The 25423-nt window shown below is 58.3% G+C and carries 25 protein-coding genes and 1 riboswitch; of the genes, 10 read left to right on the top strand and 15 right to left on the bottom strand.

The annotated features are described in order from the left end of the window. The first annotated feature begins 5 nt into the window (after window positions 1–5). Window positions 6–947, top strand: a complete 942-nt coding sequence (locus J0F90_RS12180; RefSeq protein ID WP_033640311.1) for a sugar phosphate isomerase/epimerase family protein — start codon at window positions 6–8, stop codon at window positions 945–947. Window positions 948–1009: 62 nt separating this feature from the next. Here the strand turns inward: J0F90_RS12180 and J0F90_RS12175 are convergent, their stop codons facing one another. Next, the gene (locus tag J0F90_RS12175; protein WP_033640314.1) at window positions 1010–2095 is read right to left on the bottom strand and encodes an NAD(P)-dependent alcohol dehydrogenase; all 1086 of its coding nucleotides are present in this window, start codon (window positions 2093–2095) and stop codon (window positions 1010–1012) included. 293 nt (window positions 2096–2388) lie between these two features. On the opposite strand from J0F90_RS12175, the gene J0F90_RS12170 reads away from it, so the two are divergent. Then, complete coding sequence (locus J0F90_RS12170) at window positions 2389–2802, top strand: energy transducer TonB (protein ID WP_072009664.1); 414 nt, start codon at window positions 2389–2391, stop codon at window positions 2800–2802. 30 nt (window positions 2803–2832) lie between these two features. Here the strand turns inward: J0F90_RS12170 and J0F90_RS12165 are convergent, their stop codons facing one another. Next, window positions 2833–3147, bottom strand: a complete 315-nt coding sequence (locus tag J0F90_RS12165; protein WP_033640317.1) for an ArsR/SmtB family transcription factor — start codon at window positions 3145–3147, stop codon at window positions 2833–2835. Window positions 3148–3332: 185 nt separating this feature from the next. Here J0F90_RS12165 and J0F90_RS12160 point away from each other — a divergent pair, with 185 nt between their 5' ends. Next, a complete protein-coding gene (locus J0F90_RS12160; protein WP_033640320.1) occupies window positions 3333–3755 on the top strand; it encodes an MAPEG family protein in 423 nt (140 codons plus the stop codon). Further along, window positions 3752–4129: a thioredoxin family protein gene (locus J0F90_RS12155; RefSeq protein ID WP_042706934.1), complete on the top strand. Its 378-nt coding sequence runs from the start codon at window positions 3752–3754 to the stop codon at window positions 4127–4129. The genes J0F90_RS12160 and J0F90_RS12155 overlap by 4 nt, the downstream gene beginning before the upstream one ends. Here the strand turns inward: J0F90_RS12155 and J0F90_RS12150 are convergent. The 5 genes from J0F90_RS12150 to J0F90_RS12130 all read right to left on the bottom strand — a co-directional run bounded on the left by J0F90_RS12150 (window position 4089) and on the right by J0F90_RS12130 (window position 10895). Further along, window positions 4089–5624, bottom strand: coding sequence for a phospholipase D family protein (locus J0F90_RS12150; RefSeq protein WP_033640323.1), 1536 nt, complete (start codon window positions 5622–5624; stop codon window positions 4089–4091). The two genes, J0F90_RS12155 and J0F90_RS12150, sit on opposite strands and share 41 nt — an antisense overlap. Before the next feature lie 177 nt (window positions 5625–5801). Continuing rightward, the gene (locus J0F90_RS12145) at window positions 5802–5996 is read right to left on the bottom strand and encodes a Rossmann-fold NAD(P)-binding domain-containing protein (protein WP_126186462.1); all 195 of its coding nucleotides are present in this window, start codon (window positions 5994–5996) and stop codon (window positions 5802–5804) included. Beyond that, on the bottom strand, window positions 5989–9099 hold the full coding sequence (locus tag J0F90_RS12140) for an efflux RND transporter permease subunit (protein ID WP_033640324.1): 3111 nt from the start codon (window positions 9097–9099) through the stop codon (window positions 5989–5991). Before J0F90_RS12140 ends, J0F90_RS12145 begins: the two co-directional genes overlap by 8 nt. After that, window positions 9096–10205, bottom strand: a complete 1110-nt coding sequence (locus J0F90_RS12135; protein ID WP_033640326.1) for an efflux RND transporter periplasmic adaptor subunit — start codon at window positions 10203–10205, stop codon at window positions 9096–9098. The genes J0F90_RS12140 and J0F90_RS12135 overlap by 4 nt, the downstream gene beginning before the upstream one ends. Before the next feature lie 75 nt (window positions 10206–10280). Then, window positions 10281–10895 (bottom strand): TetR/AcrR family transcriptional regulator, encoded by a 615-nt coding sequence (locus J0F90_RS12130; protein ID WP_033640327.1) that lies wholly within the window; start codon window positions 10893–10895, stop codon window positions 10281–10283. A gap of 156 nt (window positions 10896–11051) precedes the next feature. Between J0F90_RS12130 and J0F90_RS12125 the strand changes: the two genes are divergently transcribed. Continuing rightward, window positions 11052–11948 (top strand): NAD(P)/FAD-dependent oxidoreductase, encoded by an 897-nt coding sequence (locus J0F90_RS12125; RefSeq protein ID WP_033640328.1) that lies wholly within the window; start codon window positions 11052–11054, stop codon window positions 11946–11948. Between the two features lie 41 nt (window positions 11949–11989). Here J0F90_RS12125 and J0F90_RS12120 read toward each other — a convergent pair whose 3' ends face one another. The 4 genes from J0F90_RS12120 to J0F90_RS12105 all read right to left on the bottom strand — a co-directional run bounded on the left by J0F90_RS12120 (window position 11990) and on the right by J0F90_RS12105 (window position 16008). Next, entirely contained in the window at window positions 11990–12781 is a 792-nt protein-coding gene (locus J0F90_RS12120; protein ID WP_033640329.1) for an AraC family transcriptional regulator, read from the bottom strand. A 357-nt stretch (window positions 12782–13138) separates the two neighbouring features. Then, on the bottom strand, window positions 13139–13456 hold the full coding sequence (locus tag J0F90_RS12115; RefSeq protein ID WP_015377878.1) for a cupin domain-containing protein: 318 nt from the start codon (window positions 13454–13456) through the stop codon (window positions 13139–13141). Between the two features lie 315 nt (window positions 13457–13771). Further along, the gene (locus J0F90_RS12110; protein ID WP_033640330.1) at window positions 13772–14818 is read right to left on the bottom strand and encodes an NAD(P)/FAD-dependent oxidoreductase; all 1047 of its coding nucleotides are present in this window, start codon (window positions 14816–14818) and stop codon (window positions 13772–13774) included. Window positions 14819–14835: 17 nt separating this feature from the next. After that, entirely contained in the window at window positions 14836–16008 is a 1173-nt protein-coding gene (locus J0F90_RS12105; RefSeq protein ID WP_227944603.1) for an MFS transporter, read from the bottom strand. Between the two features lie 181 nt (window positions 16009–16189). Between J0F90_RS12105 and J0F90_RS12100 the strand changes: the two genes are divergently transcribed. Then, complete coding sequence (locus J0F90_RS12100) at window positions 16190–17059, top strand: LysR substrate-binding domain-containing protein (protein WP_033640331.1); 870 nt, start codon at window positions 16190–16192, stop codon at window positions 17057–17059. Window positions 17060–17108: 49 nt separating this feature from the next. Here the strand turns inward: J0F90_RS12100 and J0F90_RS12095 are convergent, their stop codons facing one another. The 3 genes from J0F90_RS12095 to J0F90_RS12085 all read right to left on the bottom strand — a co-directional run bounded on the left by J0F90_RS12095 (window position 17109) and on the right by J0F90_RS12085 (window position 20370). After that, window positions 17109–17516, bottom strand: a complete 408-nt coding sequence (locus tag J0F90_RS12095) for a DUF2000 family protein (RefSeq protein WP_016927731.1) — start codon at window positions 17514–17516, stop codon at window positions 17109–17111. Between the two features lie 53 nt (window positions 17517–17569). Beyond that, the gene (locus J0F90_RS12090; RefSeq protein ID WP_033640332.1) at window positions 17570–18418 is read right to left on the bottom strand and encodes an AraC family transcriptional regulator; all 849 of its coding nucleotides are present in this window, start codon (window positions 18416–18418) and stop codon (window positions 17570–17572) included. 71 nt (window positions 18419–18489) lie between these two features. Next, entirely contained in the window at window positions 18490–20370 is a 1881-nt protein-coding gene (locus J0F90_RS12085; RefSeq protein WP_033640333.1) for a diguanylate cyclase domain-containing protein, read from the bottom strand. 176 nt (window positions 20371–20546) lie between these two features. After that, a riboswitch (Fluoride riboswitch) is annotated at window positions 20547–20622 on the top strand. Between the two features lie 40 nt (window positions 20623–20662). Between J0F90_RS12085 and J0F90_RS12080 the strand changes: the two genes are divergently transcribed. Genes J0F90_RS12080 through eno form a run of 3 tightly spaced genes read left to right on the top strand, consistent with a single transcriptional unit; the run spans window position 20663 to window position 23360 of the window. Further along, a complete protein-coding gene (locus tag J0F90_RS12080; RefSeq protein WP_080286918.1) occupies window positions 20663–21628 on the top strand; it encodes a DHHA2 domain-containing protein in 966 nt (321 codons plus the stop codon). A 3-nt stretch (window positions 21629–21631) separates the two neighbouring features. Beyond that, window positions 21632–22060 carry an adenine nucleotide alpha hydrolase family protein gene (locus tag J0F90_RS12075; RefSeq protein ID WP_033640334.1) on the top strand — a complete coding sequence of 143 codons (429 nt, stop codon included), beginning with the start codon at window positions 21632–21634 and terminating at the stop codon, window positions 22058–22060. A 16-nt stretch (window positions 22061–22076) separates the two neighbouring features. Next, on the top strand, window positions 22077–23360 hold the full coding sequence (gene eno / locus J0F90_RS12070) for a phosphopyruvate hydratase (protein WP_033640335.1): 1284 nt from the start codon (window positions 22077–22079) through the stop codon (window positions 23358–23360). Here eno and J0F90_RS12065 read toward each other — a convergent pair. Next, window positions 23357–23764 (bottom strand): MerR family transcriptional regulator, encoded by a 408-nt coding sequence (locus J0F90_RS12065; RefSeq protein ID WP_033640336.1) that lies wholly within the window; start codon window positions 23762–23764, stop codon window positions 23357–23359. The genes eno and J0F90_RS12065 overlap by 4 nt on opposite strands. Before the next feature lie 70 nt (window positions 23765–23834). On the opposite strand from J0F90_RS12065, the gene J0F90_RS12060 reads away from it, so the two are divergent. After that, a complete protein-coding gene (locus J0F90_RS12060; RefSeq protein ID WP_033640337.1) occupies window positions 23835–25055 on the top strand; it encodes an NADH:flavin oxidoreductase/NADH oxidase family protein in 1221 nt (406 codons plus the stop codon). Window positions 25056–25423: the final 368 nt, after the last annotated feature.

Here is a 25423-nt window from a genome sequence, read left to right as displayed (position 1 = left end):
GCACCATGAAACTTTCGTTCTGTACCGACAGCCTGGGCCATTTATCCTTCGAGCCGATGCTGGATCGGCTGCTGGAGCTGGGGGTGCGCGGCGTGGAGATGACCACCGGCGGTTGGTCCCCGGCGCCCCATCTGGATACCGAGGAACTGCTGGCCAACCCCGCCAAACGCCGGCAGCTGCAGCAAGCGCTGGCCAGCCGCGGCATGGAGATCGCCGCGCTCAATGTCTCCGGCAATCCGCTCGATCCGGGCGAGCTGGGGCAGCGCCATCTGCGCCAAACCGACAATACGCTGGAGCTGGCCGGCCTGCTGGGGGTGAAGAAAATCGTCATGATGAGCGGCCTGCCGCCGGCCAGCCCGCATGACACCGTCCCCAACTGGATCACCTATACCGTCAGCTGGCCGCCGACGGTGAAAAACTGTCTGGACTATCAATGGAATGAGGTGGCGATCCCCTATTGGCAGGCGCTGGTCGCCCGAGCCAAAGCGTGCGGCGTTGAGCGCTTTGCGCTGGAAAACTTCAGCGCCATGCTGGTGTGGAACCCGGAAACGCTGTTCCGGCTGCGCGAGGCCGTTGGCCCGATGGTGGGCCTGAACCTCGATCCCAGCCATTTGATCTGGATGGGCGCGGACCCCATCGCGGTGGCCCGCGCCCTTGGCCCCGCGATTCACCACGTACACGGCAAGGACGTGCGCCTGGAGCGCGGTGTCGTCGAAGTTAACGGACTGCTGGAAACCAAACCGATCGACGAGGTGGCCGGCCGGGCCTGGAACTATGTCGCCGTCGGCTGCGGCCGGGATCTGCAGTGGTGGAAGGAATTCTTCTCGGTGGTGCGCATGATGGGTTACAACGACTGGGTGTCGCTGGAAATGGAAGACTTGACCATGTCGGTCGATGCCGGCATCGCCTCTTCCGTTCAGGCGCTGCAGCAGACGATAAGCAGGTAACACCAGGCGCAGCGGTTGCGGTCGCTGCAGTCGCTGCGCCAGATTCATCCTGTGTTGCACAGTTACGGCGTTATCGCCAACTTAATTACGCCATCGCGCTTTTCAGAGAACATATGATAAGCCTCGGCAATATTCTCCAACTGAAAACGATGCGTCACGAACGGTGTGAGATCCAAACCGCCATGCTGGATGACGTTCATCATTCTGCGCATCCGTTCCTTGCCGCCGGGACACAGAGCCGTACGAATCGTATGATCGCCCAGCCCATAGGAAAACGCCTCGACAGGCAATTGAATATCGTCGCTATAGACGCCAAGGCTGGACAATGTGCCACCGGGTTTTAAGACACGCAGCGCCTGATTAAAGGTGGCCTGCGTCCCCAAACACTCGATGCTGGCGTCCACACCACGCCCCGCCGTAATCTTGAATATTTCATCAATCACATCGGTTTCCTTGTAATTCAGCAAGACGTTTGCCCCCATCTTTCCCGCCATCATCAGCTTTTCGGGAGAGCTGCTGACGGCAATAATCAGGCTGGCGCCCTGCAGGCGAGCGCCCGCAGTGGCGCATAAACCGATCGGTCCCTGGGCGAAGATGGCCACCGTGTCACCAATTTTAATGTTGGCATTTTCCGCGCCTTTAAAACCGGTAGACATCACATCCGGGCACATCAGCACCTGTTCATCCGTCAGACCGTCGGGGATGAGCGCCAGATTAGCTTCCGCATCAGGCACCAAGACATATTCAGCCTGAGTGCCGTCGATAACGTTGCCGAAGCGCCAACCCGCCGTGGCTTTATAGCCATGGCAGCGGCATTCGGGTAAATAGGAACCGTCCTGCGCGGGAAAGCCGTCCTGACATGAATAGGAAGTAAAAGAGGGGCAAATAGCCCCAGCCAATGCCCGCTGCCCCTCTTGAAAGCCTTTAACATTGCTTCCCAACTTTTCAATAATGCCGACCGGCTCATGGCCAATGGTCAACCTACGCGGCACCGTGTATTCCCCCTTGAGGATATGAATATCCGTGCCGCAGATTGTCGTCGTGGTTATTTTGAGCAAGGCATCGTTGGGGCCAGGGGAAGGAATAGGTTTTTCAATGAGTTCTATTCGCCCCTTTTCGATAAAGGCGGCGGCTTTCATCATGCGCATGGCGGAATATCCTTTGGTTTCTGCCGAAGTGGCTACAGAAAAGAATAATCCAATCGGTCATTTTTTCCGATTTTACTGCCTTGGGAAATAATTAAAAACGCCAGTAATCTTTATCGGTAAATAATATAAAAAATATAATTCAATAAAATAAAATCCAATAAATTCTGCTTTATCACTCTGCCGAAAAACACGGCCGATTTATATCGACAGACGCTGCATCATTTCTCTTTCCAAATACTCTACGCTCAGCGAAAATATACGTTATCTGATTGATAAGTCATGCAGGAAATGCCATGTCACGACTCCCCCTCCTCCCGCTGAGCCTGGCACTTGCCGGCTGCGTGCCAATGCAGCCTGATGGCTGTGAAAAAGCCAGTGCGGTGAATGATTGCGTTTATGCCTGGCGTGCAGGCAGCGATGTTCCAACGGCAAAGCAACCGCCTAACCTGGGATGCGACGGACAAGTTTTTTATGAGCGGCCACACTATTCCGCCTCTGCGAAGGCAGAAAAACGCGAAGGCGAAGTGAGCGCAACGTTTGATGTTGATGATAAGGGTAAAGCCAGAAATATCGTGCTGACGGGCACCCCAGAGTTCTATCGCGACACCAAAAGCGCCATCGCACGCAGCTGCTGGACACCGGGCCGTGTTCATGAAACGGCGTTGTTTACTTTTAAACTCTCTGGTGATGCAGATGCCAACCGATAAGCGAATCTCGGCCGGCGATCAACGCCCTGTTCACTTCGGCGCGTAAATCTCTCTGAGCGTGGCGATCACTTTCGCCACGTTTGGGTCATCGATGCGGTAAAACAGGGTTTGCGCTTCGCGTCGGTACGTTACCAGACCTTCATTGCGCATTTTCGCCAGATGCTGCGACAGCGCCGATTGGCTGAGCGGCACCAACTGTTGTAGCTCCCCCACGGCAATCTCATCGTGTTTCAATAGCAGGCAAAGCACCAGCAAGCGGTGTTCGTTGCCTATCGCTTTCAACAGCCTGGCGGCTTCAATCGCCCCTTCGATCAGAAAGGGATCTTGGCTAGCTTTTGCATTCATGGTCAATCACGGCCCCGTCATCATTCAGCCGCATTATAGCGGCTTTCAGACGCTGGCACAGCATTATATTAGCACTATTTAAATTAGATATTGCTAATTTACATAAATCTAATATAACCTTGTATTCATGCCAAGTGGCTCCCCCTGAGGCCGTCGGCCTTCCCCTACACAAGTGAGAATGCGTTATGAATATGCCAACCCTGGTGCTGCTGGCGTTTGCCGGCTGGACATTATTGATTCTATTCGGCACCGTCGGCGTTTATCGCTGGTCCAGAATTTTAACCGGCCGCGCCACGGTCAGCGAATGGCAAGCGAACAAACCGCAGGGCAGCGATGGCTACCAGCGCGCCATTGCGGCGCATCGCAACTGCATTGAGAATTTGCCGGTTTATACGGCCCTCGTTGTGGCGATAGCCGTATTTCAGGTGGAAAGCACCACGCTGAATGTCTTGTCTCTGGTCCTGCTCGGCGCGCGCATGGCGCAGAGCCTGGTTCACATCGGTTTCGAGCAGACAGAAAACGTCGCCACCTGGCGCTTCGCTTTCTTTTTCACACAAATCGTCACGATGTTTTGGATGGGGATGGAGATCGTCAGGAGCCTGCCATGACGATCACGAACCTGGCGGAGCCCCATGCGGTGACCCGTTTCCTCTATGACGCAGACAAACCCGAGGGGCAGCGGGCCATCCTCTACTTTTCCGCATCCTGGTGCCGCCCCTGCCAGAATATGCAGGGGATCGTTGAACAGCTGCACCGTCACGCCAACGAGATCGCCTTCGGCAGCATTGACGTCGCGCTGGCGCCGACGCTCGCCCCTGCGTTCGGCATCAAATCCGTGCCCTCCCTCGCCCTGTTTGAGGATGCGCGCCTCATCGCAATCATCGCGGGTGAGGTTCCCTTGCAACGGTTGACTCAACGGGTGGCGGCGGCATTCGCCGCCGTTACAACATCCACTCGATCGGCAGCCAGCCGGCCACGGTGAGAACGATGCGTTTTACCCAGCCGGCGCCGGGCTCTTGTTGATGCACCTCGGTGTGGCCGTCTTCGAAGGCTTCGTTCCACACCATTTTGCCCTTGGGCGTCAATGTCGGCCGATAGGCGGCATACTCGAGCGGGCCATCAAACAGTTGACGGGTGTCGGCCGCCAACGTCGGGCTGTCGATCAAGAATCCCATTTCGCAGTTCAGGTGCGCCGAGCGCGGATCGAAATTGAACGAACCGATAAACACCCGCTTATCGTCGATGGCGAAGGTTTTCGCGTGCAGCGCCGCGCCGGACAACCCTAGCGGTTTAAGCTCCTTGCGCCCCGTCGGTTGGCCGGCGCGCAATTTCAACTCGAACAGCTCCACGCCCGCCTGCAGCAGCTCACGTCGGTATTTGGCATAGCCCGCATGCACCACCAGCACGTCGGTGGTGTTCATCGCGTTGGTCAGCACGCGGATGGACTTCCCCTGTTTGGCAAGCGATTCAAAAAAGCTTGCCCCTTCCCGGCCCGGCACGAAATAGGCGGAGACCAGATCCAATTGCTGGTTGACGCCGCCGATGATCTTGCTGAGCTGCGTCACCATCAAACGATCGCGCGAAGCCCTACCCAACCCTTTCGCCGGATCGTCGGCCACCAGCTCGACCTGAGTGAATTCCGGCTGCACGGCGCCATCGCGAAAACGCACCGCACTGGTTTCCAGCTGCACCGCCAGTTTGCGGGCCCGGTCGCTGCTTTCGGTCGCGGTGGCCTGCGTCAGGAAAGCAGAAAGATTGCCTTTGCCTCGGATAATTTGCTCAACGCCAAACACCGAAGCGCTGTTCCAGTAGCGATCGAAGACCTCGGCGGTTTCCGCCACCACGTTGCCGACGCTCAACACGTCGAGATCGAGGAAATAGTTTTCGTCGCCGACCTGGAAATACTCGTCGCCGATGTTGCGGCCGCCGATGATCGCCACAGCGCCGTCGACGATATAAGACTTGTTATGCATGCGCCGGTTCATGCGCATAAAGTCAAAGGCGTAGCCGGCCAACTTCGGCGTGCGCACGGTTGAGGGGTTGAACAGACGGATCTCGACGTTTTCCTGGGCGTTCAGCGCCGCCAGGGTCTCGTCCATGGCGACGCCGTTATCATCCAAGAGCAGCCGCACGCGCACGCCGCGCTGGGCGGCGTCATACAAGGTTTTCAGCAGGATCTGCCCGGAGGTGTCGTTATGCCAGATATAGTACTGGGCATCGATAGACCTTTCCGCCATCCGCGCCAGCGCCAGGCGGCTGGCGAACGCATCGTGGCCGCTGACCAGCGGCACCACGCCGCTCAGGCCGGGATGTGCCGCCATCTGTTCGGCGGCCCGCGCCGGCAATAGCGCGGTAGGATCCGCCGGCAACGCCGCCTGCGGCGAACGCTGCGAAATATCCGGCAAACGAAAGATGACTCTTGCCGCAATAATGGCGATCGTCACGGCGATAATCAGATACACGACAATTTTTATCACGGGAAGCGGCCTCGGAGGTTGACTGCTTTGCTTTATACGTCATTAGGTTGCTTCAATCTATAGGAGAAGCGCGCTATGCGCGAGGTCCGCTTGGAAAACGAAAAAATATCTTACGGTACTATCAAAATCATGCCAGTTGCGCCGTATTGCACAACTGGCACATCTATCGGCTTGAATTTATTCCCGCTTAGGCATGCTTCTTAAATGACGAACATCCATTTCTGTCAGCGCAACGCCATTCAACGGCGAAGCGCCATTGATATCCCTGACGGTACCAAATACCTGACAACCTCTGGCTTTAAAAGCCAAGGCGGCAGCCCCGCCAATGCCTGATGAAACGTCGGTAATCAGAACGGCTTTATGTTCAGACATTTTTTAATCCTTCAGACGTGGAATGGTTTTCGGTTGGCAAGGTTGCCGTTGGGCTCTTTATCCGGAACCAGATGGCATACATAGCAGGCAGGAACACCAGCGTAATAATGGTCCCACCCAGTGTCCCGCCTATCAGGGTATAGGCCAGGGTTCCCCAGAATACCGAGTGGGTTAACGGGATAAAGGCCAGAATGGCCGCCATCGCCGTCAGCAGTACAGGCCTGGAGCGCTGTACCGTTGCCTCAATGACCGCATGATAGGGTTCAAGCCCTTCCTGCTCGTTGTGATGAATCTGCCCGATGAGGATCAGCGTGTTGCGCATCAAGATCCCTGACAGGGCAATCAAACCAACCAGCGCATTGATGCCAAAGGGCTGGTTGAAGAGCAGCAAAGTTGGCACTACACCGACCAGCCCCAGCGGTGCGGTCATAAAGACCATCACCATCGCCGACATCGAACGCACCTGAAGGATAATGATCAGCAATGTCATGGCTATCATGATAGGGAATAACGGCACCATCGCTTGGGTCGCTTTCCCTGACTCCTCAATAGAGCCAGCCTGTTCAACCCGGTATCCATTCGGAAGCGTTGCGATGATGGGCTGCAGTTGTTTGAAAATCGCAGTGGAGACATCAGGTGCCTGAAGGGATTCGGCGATATCGCCTCGCACGGTAATGGTTAGCATACGGTCGCGACGTCGCAGGACCGGGTCTTCCATGCGCACTTCGACCTCGCCAACCTGCGATAACGGAATACGCTGCCCGGCAGAACCGATCAGGGTGAAACCCTCTATTTTCGCCGGATCAAGCCTGATATCGCCGGCAGCGCGTCCCACGACCTGCACCGAACGGATATCTTCGCGCACCGCGGTGACCGGAACACCCGAAAGCAAGAACTGAAGCTGCTGGGCCACGGCATTTGACGTCAGCCCCACTGCCTGCAGGCGGTCCTGATTCAGGGTGAAATGCAGCGTTGGCACGCGTGAGCCCCAATCCGTGTTGACCGTTCTCATCAGCGGGCTGGCCTGCATCACCATTTTCACCTTGTCCGCGATGCCTCGTAATACCGTCGGATCTGATCCTGTCACACGGAAGGCAACCGGATAGGGTGAATAGGGGCCAAACACCAGTTGGGTCACGCGAACTCGCGCCTCAGGAGCCAGTCCATCAGCCGCAGCCTGGCGAAGACGGAACTTGAGCGCCTCACGGGATCCCTCACTGTCCGTCAGGATAACAATTTTCGCAAAAGAGGGATCGGGTAGCTCCGGTGCCATGGCGAGATAAAAACGTGGTGCCCCTTGCCCGATATAAGCCGTCACGATTTTTGCTTCTTTCTGGCGCTTCAGCCAGTCCTCAATTTTCGTCACGGCGGCGCTGGTCTGTTCAATGGACGTGCCATACGGCATCTGGACGTCCACAAGGACCTCTGGCCGGTCAGACGTCGGGAAAAACTGTTTTTTCACCAGCGCCATGCCGAGAACCGCAACGGTGAATACCGCGACGACAGAAGCCGCGACCCACCATTTTCGCGCGATGACCCGCGCCAGCAACTGACGAAAACGGTTGTAGCCGCGGGTGTTGTAGATAGCGGTGTGCCCCCCTTGAACCGTTTTGATATCCGGCAGCATTTTCACCCCAAGGTAAGGGGTAAACACCACTGCCACCACCCAGGAGGCAATCAATGCAATTCCCACAATCCAGAACATATTGCTGGTATATTCACCCGCCGTGGATTGTGCAAAACCGTTGGGCATAAAGCCAACGGCCGTCACCAGGGTGCCCGCCAGCATCGGCGCAGCAGTGTGGCTCCATGCATAGGCTGAGGCTTTGATTCGGTCGTACCCCTCCTCCATTTTCACCACCATCATTTCAATGGCAATGATGGCGTCATCCACCAACAACCCCAGGGCCAGGATGAGCGAGCCCAGGGTAATACGGTCGAAGTTTTTACCTGACGCCTCCATGACCACAAAGACGACAGCCAGCGTCAGGGGCACAGCAGCAGCGACCACCACACCCACACGCCAACCCATACTGAGAAAGCAGACCACCATCACGACCAGCAACGCGACGAAAAATTTGATCATGAACTCATCTACGGCGGAACTGATGTTAACTGACTGATCGGTGACTTTTACGAATGTCATGCCGAGTGGCATGTCCGCATTGATGCTGGCGGCTTCCTTATCCAGCGCTTTACCCAGCTCCAGACCATTCCAGCCCTCACGCATCACGATACCCAGCAGAAGTGCAGGTTCGCCCTGATTACGCACCATAAAGGTCGCCGGATCTTCGTAGCCACGCTCGACCGTCGCCACATCGGAAAGCTTCAGCGTCCTCCCTTGCACCACAATCGGCGTTTCACGAATTTTTTCCAGTGTGTCAAAAGCCCCATCCAGACGGATAAAAACCTGCGGACCACGGGTATCTATCGAGCCCGCAGGTGTCAGCACGTTCTGGTTGTTCAGGGCTGCAAAGATATCCTGGGCAGAGACCCCCAGGGTTGCCAGACGGTCATGGGAAAATGAGACAAATATCCGCTCGGCCTGCTCACCGATAATATTGACCTTTTTTACCCCGGGAACATGTAATAAGCGCTGGCGTAATGACTCGGCATCGCGCACCAGTAGCCGCTGTGGCTCTCCTTTTGCCTTCAGCGCAAAGAGCGCAAACGTAACATCCGAAAACTCATCGTTGACCATCGGTCCAGACACCCCTGCCGGCAAATTTTTAGCCTCGTCGCTGAGTTTTTTGCGCGCCTGATAGAACTCTTCCTGGACCTCTGCGGGGGGAGTGCTGTCCAGCAATGACAGCATGGTAAAAGCCAGACCGGGACGCGTGTAGGTCTCTGTGCGGTCATACCACTTGAGCTCCTGGAGACGCTTCTCCAGCGGTTCGGCCACCTGATCCTGCATTTCCTTAGCCGTTGCTCCAGGCCAGGCGGAAATGATGGTCATCTGCTTGACCGTAAAAGGCGGGTCTTCTGCGCGCCCCAGCCCAAGGAACGAGAGAATACCGGCAACGGTGATCAACAGGATAAGAAACAGCGTAACGGAGCGCTCGCGGACGGCGAGCGCGGAAAGATTGAAACGTCCGCGACTCATGGACGACTCCCGGCGACACGGATATCGCTCTGCTTCGCCAGCCGGACTGTTTCACCATCATGCAGTAGATGAGCGCCCAGCGCCACGACCTGTTCGCCAGGCTTAAGACTGCCGGTGACGCTTGCTGCATCATCCCCGAGGCTCACGACCTGCACGGACCGCCATGTCACTCTGGCGGGATTTCCTGAAATGCTCCAGACCCCCGGGCCTTTACCCGCGTCAAAAACAGCCGCTAAAGGCACCTGCAGCAACGGCTGCGATGCTCTGTTCTGCGCAATATGGATGGTGACAGTGGACCCCAGAGGGGCACCAGACAATGGACCGTCGAGCACGTACCTTGCTTCAAACGTGCGCGTCAGCGGATCGGCTGCATCAGAGAGTAACCGTAGCTTCGCAGAAACAGAGGGGGTATCGCTGCCGTACAGAGAGGCCTGTGCCACGCTTCCAATTACCGGGCGCAGCGTCTCAGGCAACTGGACGACCGCTTCGCGTTGTCCTGCCCTCGCCAGTCTGATAACTGGCTGTCCGGCGGTGACCACCTGACCAGGTTCGGCCAGCGTATCCATCACCACTCCGTCGGCGTCAGCGACCAGGACTGCATAGCCCATGGCGTTTTGCGCCACATTCGCCTGCGCCTTGGCGGCACTGAGGTCAGCCCTGGCCGTCTCTGCGGCAGCCTTAACCTGATCGTAAGCGGATGCCGACACAGCGCCTGTGGTGACCAGACCGCGATAACGCGATTCATCATCCGCTGTCTGTCGGGCTCGCGCTTTTGCTGCGGCGACGGCCTGCTGCTGAGCCTGAGCCTGTAGGCTCAGATCAACCGGGTCCAGACGCATTAACGGCTGACCACGTTTCACGGCCTGACCGGTATCGACGAGACGTTCCAGGATTTTGCCTTGAACCCTGAAACCAAGATCGCTCTGAATTCGTGCAACCACCACCCCCGTAAAAGCACGGGAAAAGTCGGTTGCATTGATCGCTGCGGCAGACCTGACCAGAGGTGGCAGACTGCGTGGATCGCGGTTATCGGAAGCCTCACCGCAGGCCACAAGGGCAAACGGCAACAGACAGACAGCAAAGGTGACAGGTTTAAGTCCGAGCATGGGTTCCCTTAATGAATTGAACAGGACAGGAACCCATACTTATACTTGTGACCATTATTGTCAATGGTCACAACATCAGGGTGACAAACTTCTCAGGATCAGTGATGGCAGCAATACCGCCGCTGCTTGGACGGTTTCCAAATTATATTGCAGCTGAACCGGGCTGATATAGGGACGCATGACCATAAAAATCGCATCCGCCGCCTCGTCCAGTGGCGTTTTTCTTTCAAACTCACCTGCCTGGCGCCCTTCAACAATGATCTGCTCAATGAGCTGCCGCAGGTGCTGCTCATGAGCTTGTGCTGAGGGCCATTTGTCACGCACAGCAACGGCCGCAATATCGTGCAACTTACGGTCATGAAAAAATAAATCGCAGCCAGATTCTGACAATGCCTTGAATAATCGCCTTATTTTCTCTGCGGCTGTCGGCGCATCCGCAATCGCTGCGTTGACAATGTCCCTTATGATCGCCAGCCGATTAGCGCAGATCACTTCTCCAATCGCCTGCTTGGAATCGAAAAATTTATAGATATAAGCTTTTGAAAAACCAATTGCTTTGGCGAGGTCGGAAACCGTTGTTTTTTCGTAGCCATAGTGACCGAAATGCTCAGTGGCCGCGTCGACGACCTGATCGCGGACACTGTGGTCGGAAGGTCCCCTGGAAGGAGTTTCATTCATCTGTTTAGTCATTTTCCCATCTTAGCCCAATGAAGCTCGGTTGACAACGAGTGACCAATTGGTAATGTGGTCACAATCCTAAATACACTTGCGCTCTGACAGATTTTTCGCCGGATGATACAGCGACCCCGGGCACTCCACTGAATCAACAAAACGGAACATCTCACCATGAATAATGACGTCATCATCATCGGCGGCAGCTTTGCCGGTCTCGCCGCAGCCCTGCAGCTTGGCCGTGCCCGTCGCACGGTCACCGTTCTCGATACCGGCCTTCAGCGCAACCGCTTCGCTAGCCGTTCACACGGTGTGCTCGGCCACGATGACAAACCACCGTCCGACATCCTGGCCGCGGCGCGGCAGCAACTCGCGCGCTACCCTGCCATCAAGATGGTTAATGCCCGCGCGGACAGCATCTCCGGTACTATCGACAATTTCTCCGCCCTCACTGGCGATAGTGAAACCCTACGTGCGCGCCGCCTGATCCTGAGCTATGGCGTTGTTGACCAGATGCCTGACATTCCTGGCTTTGCTGAAGGCTGGGGCACATCCGTCATCCCATGCCCCTATTGCGATGGCTTCGAAGTTGCTGACCAGCATTGGGGCCTCGTCTGGTCTGGAGCGCAGTCGATGAATCAGGTCAGGCTGTTTCACGACTGGACCGACAGGTTGACTGTCTTCAGCAATGGACACGACATCTCTCCCGACATACGGACCGAACTGGCGGCCCGCCAGGTCCCTCTCGTTGATGGCCGGATCGCCGAAATCGCACGTCACGGGAGCCAGATTGCCACCATCAAGATCGATACCGGCACCGATGTCGCAGTCGATATTCTCTTCGCACATCCGCTTACCAGGCCGTCCACACGCCTTCATGACGCACTGGGCCTCGCCACGCTCAATACGCCAACCGGCATCGTCCTTAAGACCGATGAGCGCCACGAAACCAGTATGCCAGGCATCTATGCCGCCGGTGACCTTGCCAACGCCGGCATCCCCTCAGTCACCACGGCGACATGGCAAGGCGCGATGGCGGGTATCTTCGCTCAGCAGTCGATGCTCACTTGAGTGCAAGCAACAACGATCTCCAAGCGGCTACTGCCATAAGGCTATAGCGTAAAGCGCGAAGGCGAAACGCCAAACAGTTTTTTGAACGCCACCGAATAGGCGCTGTGACTCTCGTAACCGCTTTCGAAGGCGGCGTGGATGATCGAGTTGCCGGCCAGCAGCAGCGGAATGGACGACAGCAGCCGCAGACGTTGTTTCCACTGGCCGAAGGTGATGCCGGTTTGTTGACTGAAATGGCGTTGAAAGGTCTTTACGCTGATCGACAGTGAATCGGCCCAGGCCTCAATACCGCGTTCGTCGGCCGGTGTGATGACCAACTGCCGGCAAATTTCGGCCATTCTCGCCTCTGCCGGCCAAGGCAGATGCAGCGCCAGCTGCGGCTGCAGGCTCAGTTCCTCCAGGAACAACGCTCTCAGCAGCGCATTGCGTTTGGTCTCCGCCCCTTCAGGCGCCAGCGTCGCCAACTGGGCGATCAGTTCTCGCAACAGCGGTGAAACCTGTAATACGCCGTCGCGCAGCGGCAAACGCGCGGCGGTGATTTCATCGACCAAAATCCCGTAAACGCAGATGTTGCTCTGCATGACGATCTGATGTTCTACCCCCGGCCGCAACCAAACCGCGGTGGTGGGCGGCACGATCCAGCGCCCGCTGCTCGCCTCGACCGCCATAATGCCCTGTTGCGAATAGAGCAAATGACAGCGTTTATGCGAGTGGTAAGGAATGACGAAGCCCGCCGGATAGTGTTTCACCAGCCCCGTCACCTCGAACGAGGAATTTTCGTGGCTGCTGAGGTCGATGCGTTTCGTTTCGGCGTTGTCGACTTCGAATCCCATGATCGTTTGTCCCTTTTGATAACGCGAATGTCTTTTATTTGATAGAGGGACCGCATGATCCTCCATATAGTGACGTTCTCGCAAGCCACACCAGGGGCCTTATGCGAAGAAACTCACTATTTACACCAAAATTTCATCGTTCTGCGTAAAACGGAGGCGATGACGTTGCGCATGCGCTGCGCGATGGCGGCTCGTTGCGGGGGCGACGCGGCCGAAAGTGATGGAGAGGGAAAGCGCGGTGGCATAAATCAGGAGGTGTACGCATCAATCAGCAGGTAGCTCGGCCTGGGGGGCAGCTTAATGCTGAAGGGATAGGGAGAGCGCCTAGGCTCTCCTCCATCCAACGTGGTTATCTCATCAACGGGCCAACTCGGCGCCGTCCAGCTCGGAAATCGCCAGACAAATCACTTCCGTGATGGCCTGTACCGTATAAGCGGTATTGGCAGGAATGATCAACATCTCATGGGGTTGCAACGTCTGATCGTCAACCTTCAGTTCACCGCTCAGCACCATCAGTTTCACCCAGCCCGGGTGAAAACGCGCCGGTTGTCGGCTGCCCGCATCCAGCTTCAGCAACGCCGTATGGCCAGGCGTCTCCCGTTTCAAAATGTGAAAGTGTACCCCATCGTAAGGCATGTTTTCGTAATGCAGTGACGCCAGTGTTCTCTTATGCATGGTAAGTGTCCTCGTGACCGGTGAGTAGCTGCTCCGCCTTCGGTCGCCGTAAAAACGATTGGCGGCTGTCCCTACCGAAAGCACAGGCTCGCAGCCTCTTGGCGAACGGATTAACTGTCGTACTTGCAGCGGCCCGATCGGCCGCCGTTTCATGCCTAACCTGCCTCAGGCATGCTACTAAATATATAAGAGCCTCGCCGACGGCGCAAAAAACCGCTGCACGGTTGAGCGCATTACGGTGCTGATCCGTAGTCGGAAAACCTGAACGACGAGACCAATGCGCCGTCTGCCGGAGATCGCGATGATCTCCCCCCTTCACACCCCATCATTAATAAATCGCGCCGGGCGATAAGCGTGCGGAATGGCGGGGTTAACGCCATGCAGCAGCTCGTCGCCGATCAGCCGGCCAAGCGTCGGTGCGCACATCACGGCCGGATGCATCACCGCCACATAGAGGCAGGTGGCGCCCAGCGGCCCGACGATGGGATAACCGTCGCGCGGCCGGGGGCGCATCCCCACCGCACACGCCTGCAGTTGCAAGGGCGCCGTGCCTGACAGGCGCCCTTCAATCGCCGATTGCGCTTCGCCCTCCACGCGGTTTTCATCGCCGTGCGCAGGATAATCCTCCGCCGCCAGCAGATCGCCATTTTGCGCATGACGCACTTCGATGTCGTCGCCCGCAATCAGCGTGTTCACCACCTGCGCCGCCGCGTGATAGCGTAACAAAATGGCCGGTGACGCCTCGATCGGCAGCGAGAATCCGCTGCCGTCCAGCAGCGCCGAGATCCCCGTACCGCAGGCGAGCACCACCCGATCGGCGGCAATCGCGCCTTCCTCGGTAACGATGCCGATGATCTGCCCGTCTTCACGCAAAAATCCGCTGACGGTTCGCCCCAGGAGCAACTCCCCGCCCCAGGAGCGAACGCATTCGAGCAACCGCTGTGTCACGTCTTGCGGATCGACGGCGCCGTCACGCGCCGCAAAATACGCTTGGCTATCGGGCTGCCTGAGCCCCGGTTCCAGCACTGTCACCTCGGCGGAGGGCAAAAGCCGATTATCGGGGTTTTGCGTCGCCGGCGCCTGGCCATAGCTGAGCGCGCCGGACCAATTCACCCAGAGATCCGAGATCTCCTGCGCCAGGCGTATCCAGTCAGCCACGATCTCGCGCCGCAGAAACGCGTCGGGAGCGCCCTCAAGCACGCCTTCGCTGATCCAGCCGAACGAGCGGCCTGTGGCTCCCGCCGCGGGATGCGCCTGCTCAACGACGATAACGTGCTGCCCTTGGCGCGCGAGATGATAGGCGATCGATGCGCCGACAATCCCGGCGCCCACGATGACCATGCGTGATGATGTTCCATTCATTTAATGATGTCCGAACCTCATTTCACGTGTTGTCGCCAAAGCAACCCTGCCGCCAGGCAGGCTACCCCGCCGCCGCAGGCCAACACGGCATAAGACGAGCCCCAGCTCTGGGTGGTATCCATCACGACGCCAAAGGATAACGGGGCGAACGAACCGATGCCGAACCCCAGCAACGATCGCCAGCCCATCACGCTACCGAGCTGTTGCGGCGGCACGTTGTCCGCCATCGCCGCCGACAGCACGCCGGAGTCGCCGAGAATAAAGAAACTGCCGATGCTGACGAACAGCAGCGTCCAGCCTGGCCCCCAGTTCGCCGACCACCCCATCAGCAGCGATCCCAACGCGCCCGCGGCGCCCATAAACATCAACACCGATGCACGATTGAAATAGTCGGAAACGGTGCCGACAATCAGCGTGGCGATCATGCCGGCCAGGTGGATCACCGCCGCGACGATCAATCCTGCGCTGAGCGGATCCAGAGAGAAACCGCTCAACGCCTCGCTGACCAGGCTGGGCGCCCAGGCCCAGTTACCGAGCAGTTCCCAGCTGTGAGCGATATACCCGATCAGCAACAGCAGGGTCGCATAGGTGATAGCATAGCTTTCTCGTTTCGTCTTCCTTCCCAGCGTGCGCGGTTGCGGTTCCTGATAACCGACCAGGGCCAACGAACCCGCCAGCGCCCCCAGTAACGCACCGGCGGCGCACAGGGAAAACGCCACGCCGGCGCCCCAGCGCATGGCGCTCCAACCGGCGATGAAAACCGACAGAAAATACCCCAACGAACTGGCCGCCAGGATCATGCCGATGGCGTAACCGCGTCGGGCCGGGCCGTTCATCCCCATCGCTAACAGCAGCGCCGGCGTATAGGCGCCGCCCTGCGTCAGGCCGACGAAGGCCATCAACACCAGCGCACCGATATACGAATGGGCAAACACGGCGAACAGCATCAGCGCACCGGCGCCCAGCCAGGAAAACAGCAGATACACGCGACGCGCGCCCAGCGAATCACACCACCAGGAAGCCACCAGCAACGCCAGGGCGTTGGTCAGGCTGAACACCGTCTGCACCGTACCGGCGGAGGCGGCGTCGAGCTGCCACTCGCTTCTGATGGTCGGCAGCGCGCCGGCAAACATCATGGTGCCCAGGCAGAGGCCAGCCCGGCTCACGCAAAGCAAAAAGAAAGCTCGCATTTCAGCGCCGCCTCCCTGCCAACCGCAGGGTGAGGATAACGCCATTAACACACATGACCGATAGCCAAAAGATCCGCATCATAAACTCAGCGATCAGAAGGAGATGCCTCATCATAGTGAGTAAAATCAACGGCTGACAAACGATCTTTCCTCCCTCATTTGGTTGAGCTAGACTCAACCTATGAAAAAAATCCACTCCCTGCCGCACCTGTCCGCTTTCGAAGCCGCCGCCCGTCTCGGCAGCTTCAGCGCCGCTGCGGATGAGCTGTTTCTCACCACCGGCGCGGTCAGCCGCCATATTCGCAGTCTCGAAGCACAGCTGGGGGTCACGCTGTTTTATCGCGGACACAAATCCGTGCGGCTGACGCAGGCCGGCGAGAATTTTTCCCGCACCGCATCTCGGGTGATAAGCGAACTGTATGCCGCGGAAAGCGCGCTGAAAGCGATCGCCGGTCGGCAACGGCTGGTGGTGCACAGCCTGCCGACGTTCACCATGCACTGGCTGATGCCGAAACTGGCGGCGTTCAACGAGATTCATCCGGAGGTCGCGGTTGATATCACCACCGCCACTGGGGCCGTCGATCGCAATATGCCGTTTGATCTGGCGATCAGGCGCGACCCCGCGCACTTCTCAGGGCTGAAGGCGATCCCTTTTTTGCAGGAAGACAGCCTGCTGGTCTGCAGCCAGAGCTATTTGCGCACCATGCCGATCAGTGCGCCAGACAATCTGGCCGGGCATACAGCCATTCGCATCCGCGCCCGGGAAGATTTATGGCGCAGCTGGTTGAATACCTATCCGACGGCGCTGGACGCCTCGCCGCCGCCGCTGACGCTCGACCATACCTTCGCCGCCATTCAGGCGGCCGAAGACGGCCTGGGACTGGCCGTCGTGCCTTACCTGTTCTGCGCCAAACATCTGTCGTCCGGCCGGCTGGTGTCGCCCTTCCCGGCGTTGACGATTCGAACCGGCGTTTATTCCCTGCTGCTGCGCGATCGGGACGATGAGGTCGTGAGAAAGTTCGCCACCTGGCTGCAGACGTTCCAGGCGTAAGCGCCGTATTGGATCCCGCCGCAAAAGCGCACCGCGCTAACGGTATTTCTCAGGCGTGCAGCGTCAGGCCTTTTATCGCCTTATCCACCGCTTTCTTCGGCCCGCGCAGCGCCAGGCCGACCAAATCCAGGTTGTCCGCGTCTTCGGCGAGAAAAACCTGCCGGTTGGCTGCATCGTGCCCGGTCGAGAACATGGCGTGCACATAGGGGATCAGCGTCAATTCCCGTTCCAGCCCTTTGCGATGCGCATTTTGCAGGCCCGGCAGATCCGCGGCGAAAATCAGCATCGGCTGCCCGGAAATGCCGCCGTAGCGTCTGCCTTGCGCATCCACGTAACATTCGCCGATGATTTCCGGGGCGGCGGCAGCGATGCCCGTCGCCAGAAAGGCCACCACGTTCAGCCGCTGCCAGGTTTGCAGATCGTCGCGCACGATAAACGCTATCTTGGTATCAAACATGTTTCGCTCTACTCCGTTGTGCTCTTAAAAGCGCATCATCGGCGATGAGCGAGTCAGCGGTATAGAACGTTTGTGCACTGCCGCTGATAGGCCGCCGGCGATAAACGGTAGGCGCGCCGGAACCAGCGGCCCAAATGACTCTGGTCGGCAAAGCCTACCTGCATGGCGACCTGCGCCGGCTCTTCCCCCTGCGCCAGTAACAGTCGCGCGGCACGCAGCCTCAGCCGGATCAGGTAAGCATGCGGCGACTGGCCGAAAGCGCGGGTGAATTGGCGAGTCAGACGGAAACGATCCAGACCGCACTGAAGCGCAAGTTCCTCCAGACTGGGATTATCCGCCATGTGTTCGTGCAAGTAGTCCCGTAAACGATTCATCTCAATCAAAGCGTCATCGCGTTGGGACGTTGGCCTGACGCGTATATGCCGCGCCAAAAGCGTCAGCAGTTGGTCCAGGCTTTGATCGCGCGCCAGCCGGCCTTCTCTCTGATGCAACGCAAAAAAAGCCTGTTGTATCGCGGTCGCCAGCATCGGATCGTCGGTCAACGTGCTGTGGAAGGCGCCTTCCAGCACTGAAGCGTCCCCCAATCCGCGGCGCTGCATCGCGTCGGAGACCCAGCGCTGCGGCAGATAAAGCATCGCATAGGTAAACCCTTCGGCCTGCGGCGCATGGCCATCGTGCACCGCGCCCGGCTCGATCAGCATGGCGCGCCCCGGCCGGCTGGTGTGCAGCGAGCGGTGGCAATTGAAACGCTGCAAGCCCTGCTGCGTGACGCCCACCAGCATTTCATCATGATCGTGAGGATCGTAGGCATGCCCCTGAAAGTGGGCGTTGACGCTCTCAATACCCGTTTCGTCATCGCGCCGCAGTTCGAGCCAGTCTGTATGTTGATGATTGGACGCCATGCAATAAATCCGGAGTTCTGCTCACAGGAAAAGAAAAAACAGCTTACCCTGAGACCGCCACCGTTGCACGCTCACAGCTCGCAGATGGCATAAGTGCCCTTTCCGGCCGATTTCGCCTGATACATCGCGCCGTCGGCGCGGGTCAACAGCATCTCCTCCGTCACATCGCCGCGTGGAGAAATGGCCGCGCCGATGCTGGCGGAAAGCCGTACCTTCTGCGGCCCGATCTGCGTAATTTTGGCCAGTTGCGCCAACACGTTTTCGCAAAATTCGCTGACCTCGCGCCGCGGATCCGTCAACGGCCACAGGATCACCGTGAACTCGTCACCGGCCAGGCGCGAGACGCTGTGGTGCTCGCCTGCGCAGGCGCTGAGCAATGTGGCGAATGTCTTCAGGATCGCGTCGCCGAAGTCATGACCATAGCTGTCGTTAAGGGTTTTGAACCCGTCGAGATCGATAAACAACAGCGCCATCTGCCGCTGATGGCAACAGGCCTGCAGCGTGCCCGACAACCGGCGTAGAAACGCGCGTCGATTGGTCAATCCGGTCAGCATGTCATGGGTTGCGTCATATTCCAGCCGCTGCTGCAGCCGCTTCAACTCGGTAATGTCCATGGACAGAATGTAAAACCCCTGCGTTTCGCACGGCACCAGCGTGGTGTGGATCATCAGCAGTCCCTTTTGGGTCTGGAGCTCATTTTCAAAGCTCACCATTTCCCCCGCCAGGGCCCTGTCTATCATCGGTTTCGCTATCTGATAAACGTTCTCCCCCATAAAATCGCGCACCGTCATTCCTCTGAGGCAGCTTTCTTCCAGGCCAAACCAGGTTTTGTAGGCGCTGTTGGCGAACAGGTAGCGTTCATTGCCGTCGATCTGGCTGATCAACGCCGGCATATTGTCGGTAATGGCGCGCAGGCGTTCCTTCTCCGCGCTGAGCTGATATTCGGCGAGCACCCGGGTTTCAATCTCTTCGTTGAGTTTCTTGACGACCACGTTCAGCTCCCGCGTGCGGATTTCGACGCGTTGTTCCAGCTCGTGTTGCAGAGCGAACAGATCGGCCTCCGCCGCCTTGCGCTCGCTGATATCGACGATAACCGAGATGAAATGATCCGGTTTGCCGTTAGGCAGCCGGTTTAACGCCACCGTCAGCTGCACCCAGACGATCGAGCCGTCGGCGCGGAAATAACGTTTCTCCAGCGAATAAGTGCTGATCTCGTTTCTCAGCAGTTGCTGCAGTTTTTCCAGATCGGTGTTGAGATCGAGCGGATAGGTAATGTCCTGAAAGGTGCGATCCATCAGCTCGCGCTCGGAATAGCGCAACATTTCGCAGATGCGCGGATTGACCCGCAACCAATACCCCTGCAGCGACACCAGCGCCATCCCTACCGCCGCCTGGGCGAAGGTCTGTTCGAACAGGGCTTCCGAGCGTTGCAGATTGGACTTCAGGTTTTCGGTATAGACGTGGCGTTCAATGCTCTGCAAATACTCCTCCACCACGGCGGCGAAGTCGTGCAGGTCGGCCAGTTGTTCCGGGGAAAACGGCTGCGGCTGGCTGTCGATAATGCACAGGGTGCCGAGCGGCAACCCGTCGAGCGACAGCAGCGGTTGCCCAACGTAGAAACCGATCCGCGGTCCGCCAATCACCAGCGGATTATCAAAAAAGCGCGGATCGTTGGCGGTATCGGGCACCACCAGCGCTTCGCGTTGCAAGATAGCATGGCCGCAAAATGAGATATTGCGCGGCGTTTCCCGGGCATCCAGGCCGTAACGCGATAAAAACCATTGGCGATCCCGGTCGATCAATGACACCAGCGCGATGGTCACGCCGAAGTATTTCGCCGCCAGCCGCGTGATGCGATCCAGTTTCTCCACCGAGTTTGAATCCAGCACGTTCAGCGAATTCAATACCGACAGGCGTTCAGCTTCGTTTTCGGGGAAGCAGGGTTCGAGCATGTTGTCTCCCAATGTGTCACCGACGGCCCCGGCATAGCCGGCGTGAGTCCGTTCAGCGTTTTCGTCGGTTGGCGGCAAATATCCTTGTCCATCATAGACTCACTCAGTATCAATCCGATTGCGCATTCTCGCCAGCTTTGCCGGGCGTTGCGTTTGCCACCGCGCTGCGCTACAGTCGTTCACAAGGTGATGGTGTTCCACCTTTCCCAACCGCCGCGTTCGCTCGAACCGGATGATGACGCCTGATATACAACTTCGCTTTATTTTTTAGGCAGGTATGTCAGGAGTCGCTATGAATGAAATCTCACGTTTTACCCCTTTTCCGCCCCAGCCTGATCTCACCGTGCGGGAAATGCCGCTGTACGTTTTCGGCCATAAGAATCCCGACAGCGACAGCATCTGCAGCGCGCTGGTGGTCGCGGACTGGCTCAATCACCTCGGCAAACCGGCCGTCGCTTTCCGCCTTGGCGAACTGACGCCGGAAACCCGCTACATACTGGCCGCCGCCGGCGTACAAGCGCCTCCGCTGCTGAAAGACGATCTCCGTGACCGTAAAGTCTGGCTGGTCGATTTTACCGACGTCGAACAAGGGCCGGCCTCATTGCCCGACAGCGATGTGGTCGGCGTTATCGACCATCACCGGCTGGGCACGTTAATCACCCGCAACCCGCCCGATGTCTGGGTTCGCGCCGTCGGCTGTTGCGCCACCGTGATCCTGCAGATCCTGGCGGCGGAAAGGCCGATGCCGCTTTCTTCCGCCCAGGCCACGCTGCTGCTGGGCGCGATTTTGAGCGATACCGTCGCGCTGAGCGCGCCGACCACCACCGAACAGGATCGGCTGGCGGTCTCGCGGTTGCGCGCAATTTCTCACGTTGACTATGACGCCTTCACCGCCGGGCTGCTGGCCGCCAAAACCGATCTTTCGGGGCAATCCGCCGCGCAGTTGCTGCAGCGCGACGCCAAGAATTATCGCATCCATAGCGTCTCGCTGCTGCTGTCGCAGATAGAAGTGCGGGCCATGAGCGACATCGATCCGCTGTTGCCCGCGCTGCAACAAGCGCTTGAACACGCGAAGCAGGAAGCCGGGCTGGCGATGGCCGCGCTATTGGTCACCGATATCACCTGCCGTCGCTCCACCCTGTATTTCTCGCCGAACCGGGTGCTCGACATTCGTCAGGTGTCGCTGCCCGGCATGACGAGCCGGAAAAAAGAGGTTTTACCGTGGTTAACCCGCCAGATCGCTAACGCAGGGAGATAAGTCATGCCGCTCTACCAACATGCTTTACTGCTGGTGCAGGATGAACGCGACGGCCGGCTGCTGTTGCGTCATGCCGAACGCCTCAATCAGCAGATGAATACGCGCATTACCGTGGCGCACATCAGCGCCGACTATGCCGAGCTGGACTACCTCAGCGATTCGCTGACCAAAGATCGCCAGTCCAGCGAGGTGATCGCCGCCAAAGCCATGCTCAGCCGTCTGGTGGAAGACTGCTCAATCCCCCTGGAGGTGCGCGCAATTGTCAGCATCCATCGCTTCAAAGACGTCGAAGCCCTGATTGCCCGCAAAGGGGTCGATCTGTTGCTGCTCGGCCATCAGAACCGTCCGTTCGGCGTCTTTGCCTCCTTCGGCTTCGAGTTCATTAACCATTTGTCGATCGACGTGCTGATAAAGCATGTGCCTACTCCCTAGAATGAGGTGACTACCCATGAGCTATGAGATTGAAAGCGTAACCGCCAGAGAGATCCTGGATTCGCGCGGCAACCCGACCGTCGAAGTTGAAATGACTGCGGCGGGCGTCGTGGCACGGGCTTCGGTTCCCTCCGGCGCCAGCACCGGTTCACGCGAGGCGGTGGAACACCGCGACGGCGATCCGCACCGTTACGGCGGTAAAGGCGTACTGGAGGCGGTGCACAGCGTCAAAACGGCGATCAATGAGGCGCTGCGCGGGGTGGATGTGCGCCAACAAGAGGAGATTGACCGCCGGCTGATCGCGCTGGACGGCAGCGAGAACAAGAGCCGATTGGGGGCCAACGCCCTGCTCGGCGTTTCTCTGGCCGCCGCCCGCCTCGCGGCGCAATTGTCGCAACTGCCGCTGTATCGTTATCTGGGCGGCATCGGCGCCAACCTGCTGCCGGTGCCCTGCATGAATATCATCAACGGCGGCGTGCACGCCCGTTGGCAAGGGGCGGACTTTCAGGAGTTTATGATAGCCCCGCTGGGCGCGCCGTCGCTGCGCGAGGCCGTGCGCTGGGGCAGTGAAGTCTATCAGGCGCTGCGCCAAATCCTGTTGGAACAAGGCCTGTCGGTCGGCGTCGGCGACGAAGGCGGTTTCGCGCCGGCGGTTGCCTCGAACCGGCAACCGCTGGAGCTGATCGTGCAGGCGATAGAGAAAGCCGGTTATCAACCGGGAGACGATATCGCCATTTGTATGGACCCGGCCTCAAGTGAATTCTATGCCAACGGCAAATACCGCCTGCGCAGCGAAAACGCTGAACTGGATGCCGAACAGATGACGGCCTATTACCAGCGGCTGGTGCAGGATTTTCCCATCGTGCTGATTGAAGACGGTTTGGCCGAGGACGATTGGGCCGGCTGGCGCATTCTCAGCGACACCTTGGGCGATCAAGTGGAACTGGTCGGTGACGATCTGTTCGTCACCAACGTGAAATACATCCAGCGCGGGATTGATGAACGGTTGGCCAATGCGGCGCTGATCAAATTGAACCAGATCGGCACGCTGAGCGAAACTTTCGCCGCCGTGCAACTTTGCCAGGCAAACGGCTGGGGCGCCTTTATCTCGCACCGCAGCGGCGAAACCGTCGACAGCTTTATCGCCGATATGACGGTTGCGATGCGAGCCGGCCATTTGAAAACCGGCGCGCCGTGCCGCGGCGAGCGCATCGAAAAATACAATCAGCTGATGCGCATTGAGGAGCAATTGGGCACCGCGGCGGTATATGCCGGGCGCGCCGCCTTTAAACGCCGTTAATCTTTGCAGGCCGGCCACGCACCGGCCTGTTTTTCATTTTTTGCGCGGCATAATCCCGCCACGCCGGATTCCAACAGAATACGCCGCGTCGCCATCAACGTCTCACGCTGCTCGTTCAGCGTCGCCATCATCCGCTCGATTTCCGCCAGCCGGCTGTCGACGCCCTGTATCAACCCATCCTCATAATCGCTGCCCTGCAGCGCCAATACCCCGCGGATCGCCTGCAGCGAAAATCCCAGGTTCTGGCCGATTTGGATCAGGTGCAGCCGCTCCAGCGCGCTTTCGCTATACACCCGATATCCGTTAACGCCGCGCACCGCTTTGGGCAGCAGACCCTGCTGTTCGTAGTAACGTATCGCCGAGGCGGCCATGCCGGCGCGCTCCGCCAACTCTCCGATTTTCATGCCCTATTGACCTTAAAGTTAACTTTAAACTTAGTATAGCGCCATTCACCCTGCGACAGGAACGTACCCGATGTTTACCCCGCTGATTCTGCCCAACGGCAGCCGCTTACCCAACCGTCTGGCCAAGGCCGCGTTGGAAGAAAATCTGGCCGATGAAGGCCAACTGCCCGGCCCCGCGCTATGGCGTCTGTATCGCCACTGGGGTATCGGCGGCGCCGGCCTTATCATCACCGGCAACGTGATGATCGACGGCCGCGCCATGACCGGCCCCGGCGGCGTGGTGCTGGAACAGGATACGCCGCTCGCCCCGTTTGAAACGTGGGCCAAGGCCGCGCGCCAGGCAGGCGCGCAGGTATGGATGCAGCTCAGCCACCCGGGTCGTCAGGTGATGGCCAATATGGGCGGCAACGCCTGGGCGCCCTCCGCCATCCCAATGGCGATGGGCAAGTACAGCAAGCAGTTTGCCCCGCCGCAGGCCATGAGCGAAGCGCAGATTGCCGAGGTGATCGCCCGCTTCGCCGCCAGCGCGCACGCCGCCGAACAGGCCGGGTTTACCGGCGTGCAGATCCATGCGGCGCACGGCTACCTCATCTCCCAGTTCTTGTCGCCGTTGTCCAACCAGCGCAGCGATCGTTGGGGGGGCGAGCTGGCGAATCGCGCCCGCCTGCTGCTGGAGGTGGTGAGCGCGGTGCGCCAGCGTGTCTCGCCAGGCTTTTGCGTGGCGGTCAAACTGAACTCCGCCGATTTTCAGCGCGGCGGCTTTTCGCCGGACGAGGCCCGACAGGTATTGTTGATGCTCAACGAACTGCCGGTCGATCTGGTGGAGTTGTCGGGCGGGAGTTATGAAAGCCCAGCGATGCAGGGGGAAGCGGCGGACGACAGCACCCTGGCGCGCGAAGCCTATTTTCTGACCTTCGCCCGCGATCTCGCCGCAGTAGCCCGCATGCCGGTGATGACCACCGGCGGCATCACCCGCCCGACGGTGGCGCAACAGGTGCTGAACAGCGGCGTCGCGGTAGTCGGCATCGCCACCGCCATGGCGGAAATTCCCGATCTGCCGCACCGCTGGCAAACCGGCGAAGCCCCTCATGCACTGCCCGCTCCGGTAAAATGGCGCGACAAAACGCTGACGCTGCTCGCCCGCATGGCGCTGATCAAGCGCCGCATGCACGCCCTGAGCCGCGATCGGACGCGCAACGTGCGTTACTCCCCACTGTGGTCGCTGCTCATCGATAGATGGCGCACCCGCCGCACTCTGCGCCGCTATCACGTCTGGTTACGGCAACGTTAATGACCACGGCGCCGGCCGACTCGCCGGCGCCGCACAAAAATTCCGCTTTTTCGATCGCGCTACGTAAAATCTGCAAGAAATCACCACTCTGGATACCGCGCTTTTAACGCTCGATGACTTATATTCATCACAAATTTTGTGTATATAACCGCTATAGGACTTAAGGTGGTGAATAGATGAAAATAAGCCGCTATTTTCTATTTATGTTATTAATCGGAAATTCACCTTAATAATAAATGCATTAAAGAAGCGGACAAAGGAAAGCAGAAAGGGATTTTTACGCAATGTTAAGGAAATGTTGTTTTTTGCCGGCAAAACCAACGGTCAACAAATCAACAACATATTGATGAGCCTAAGAAAAAACTAAA

It is taken from the genome of Serratia marcescens subsp. marcescens ATCC 13880 (assembly GCF_017299535.1).
GTDB classification, from domain to species: Bacteria; Pseudomonadota; Gammaproteobacteria; order Enterobacterales; family Enterobacteriaceae; genus Serratia; species Serratia marcescens.
This window is presented reverse-complemented; position numbering and strand designations above follow the sequence as displayed.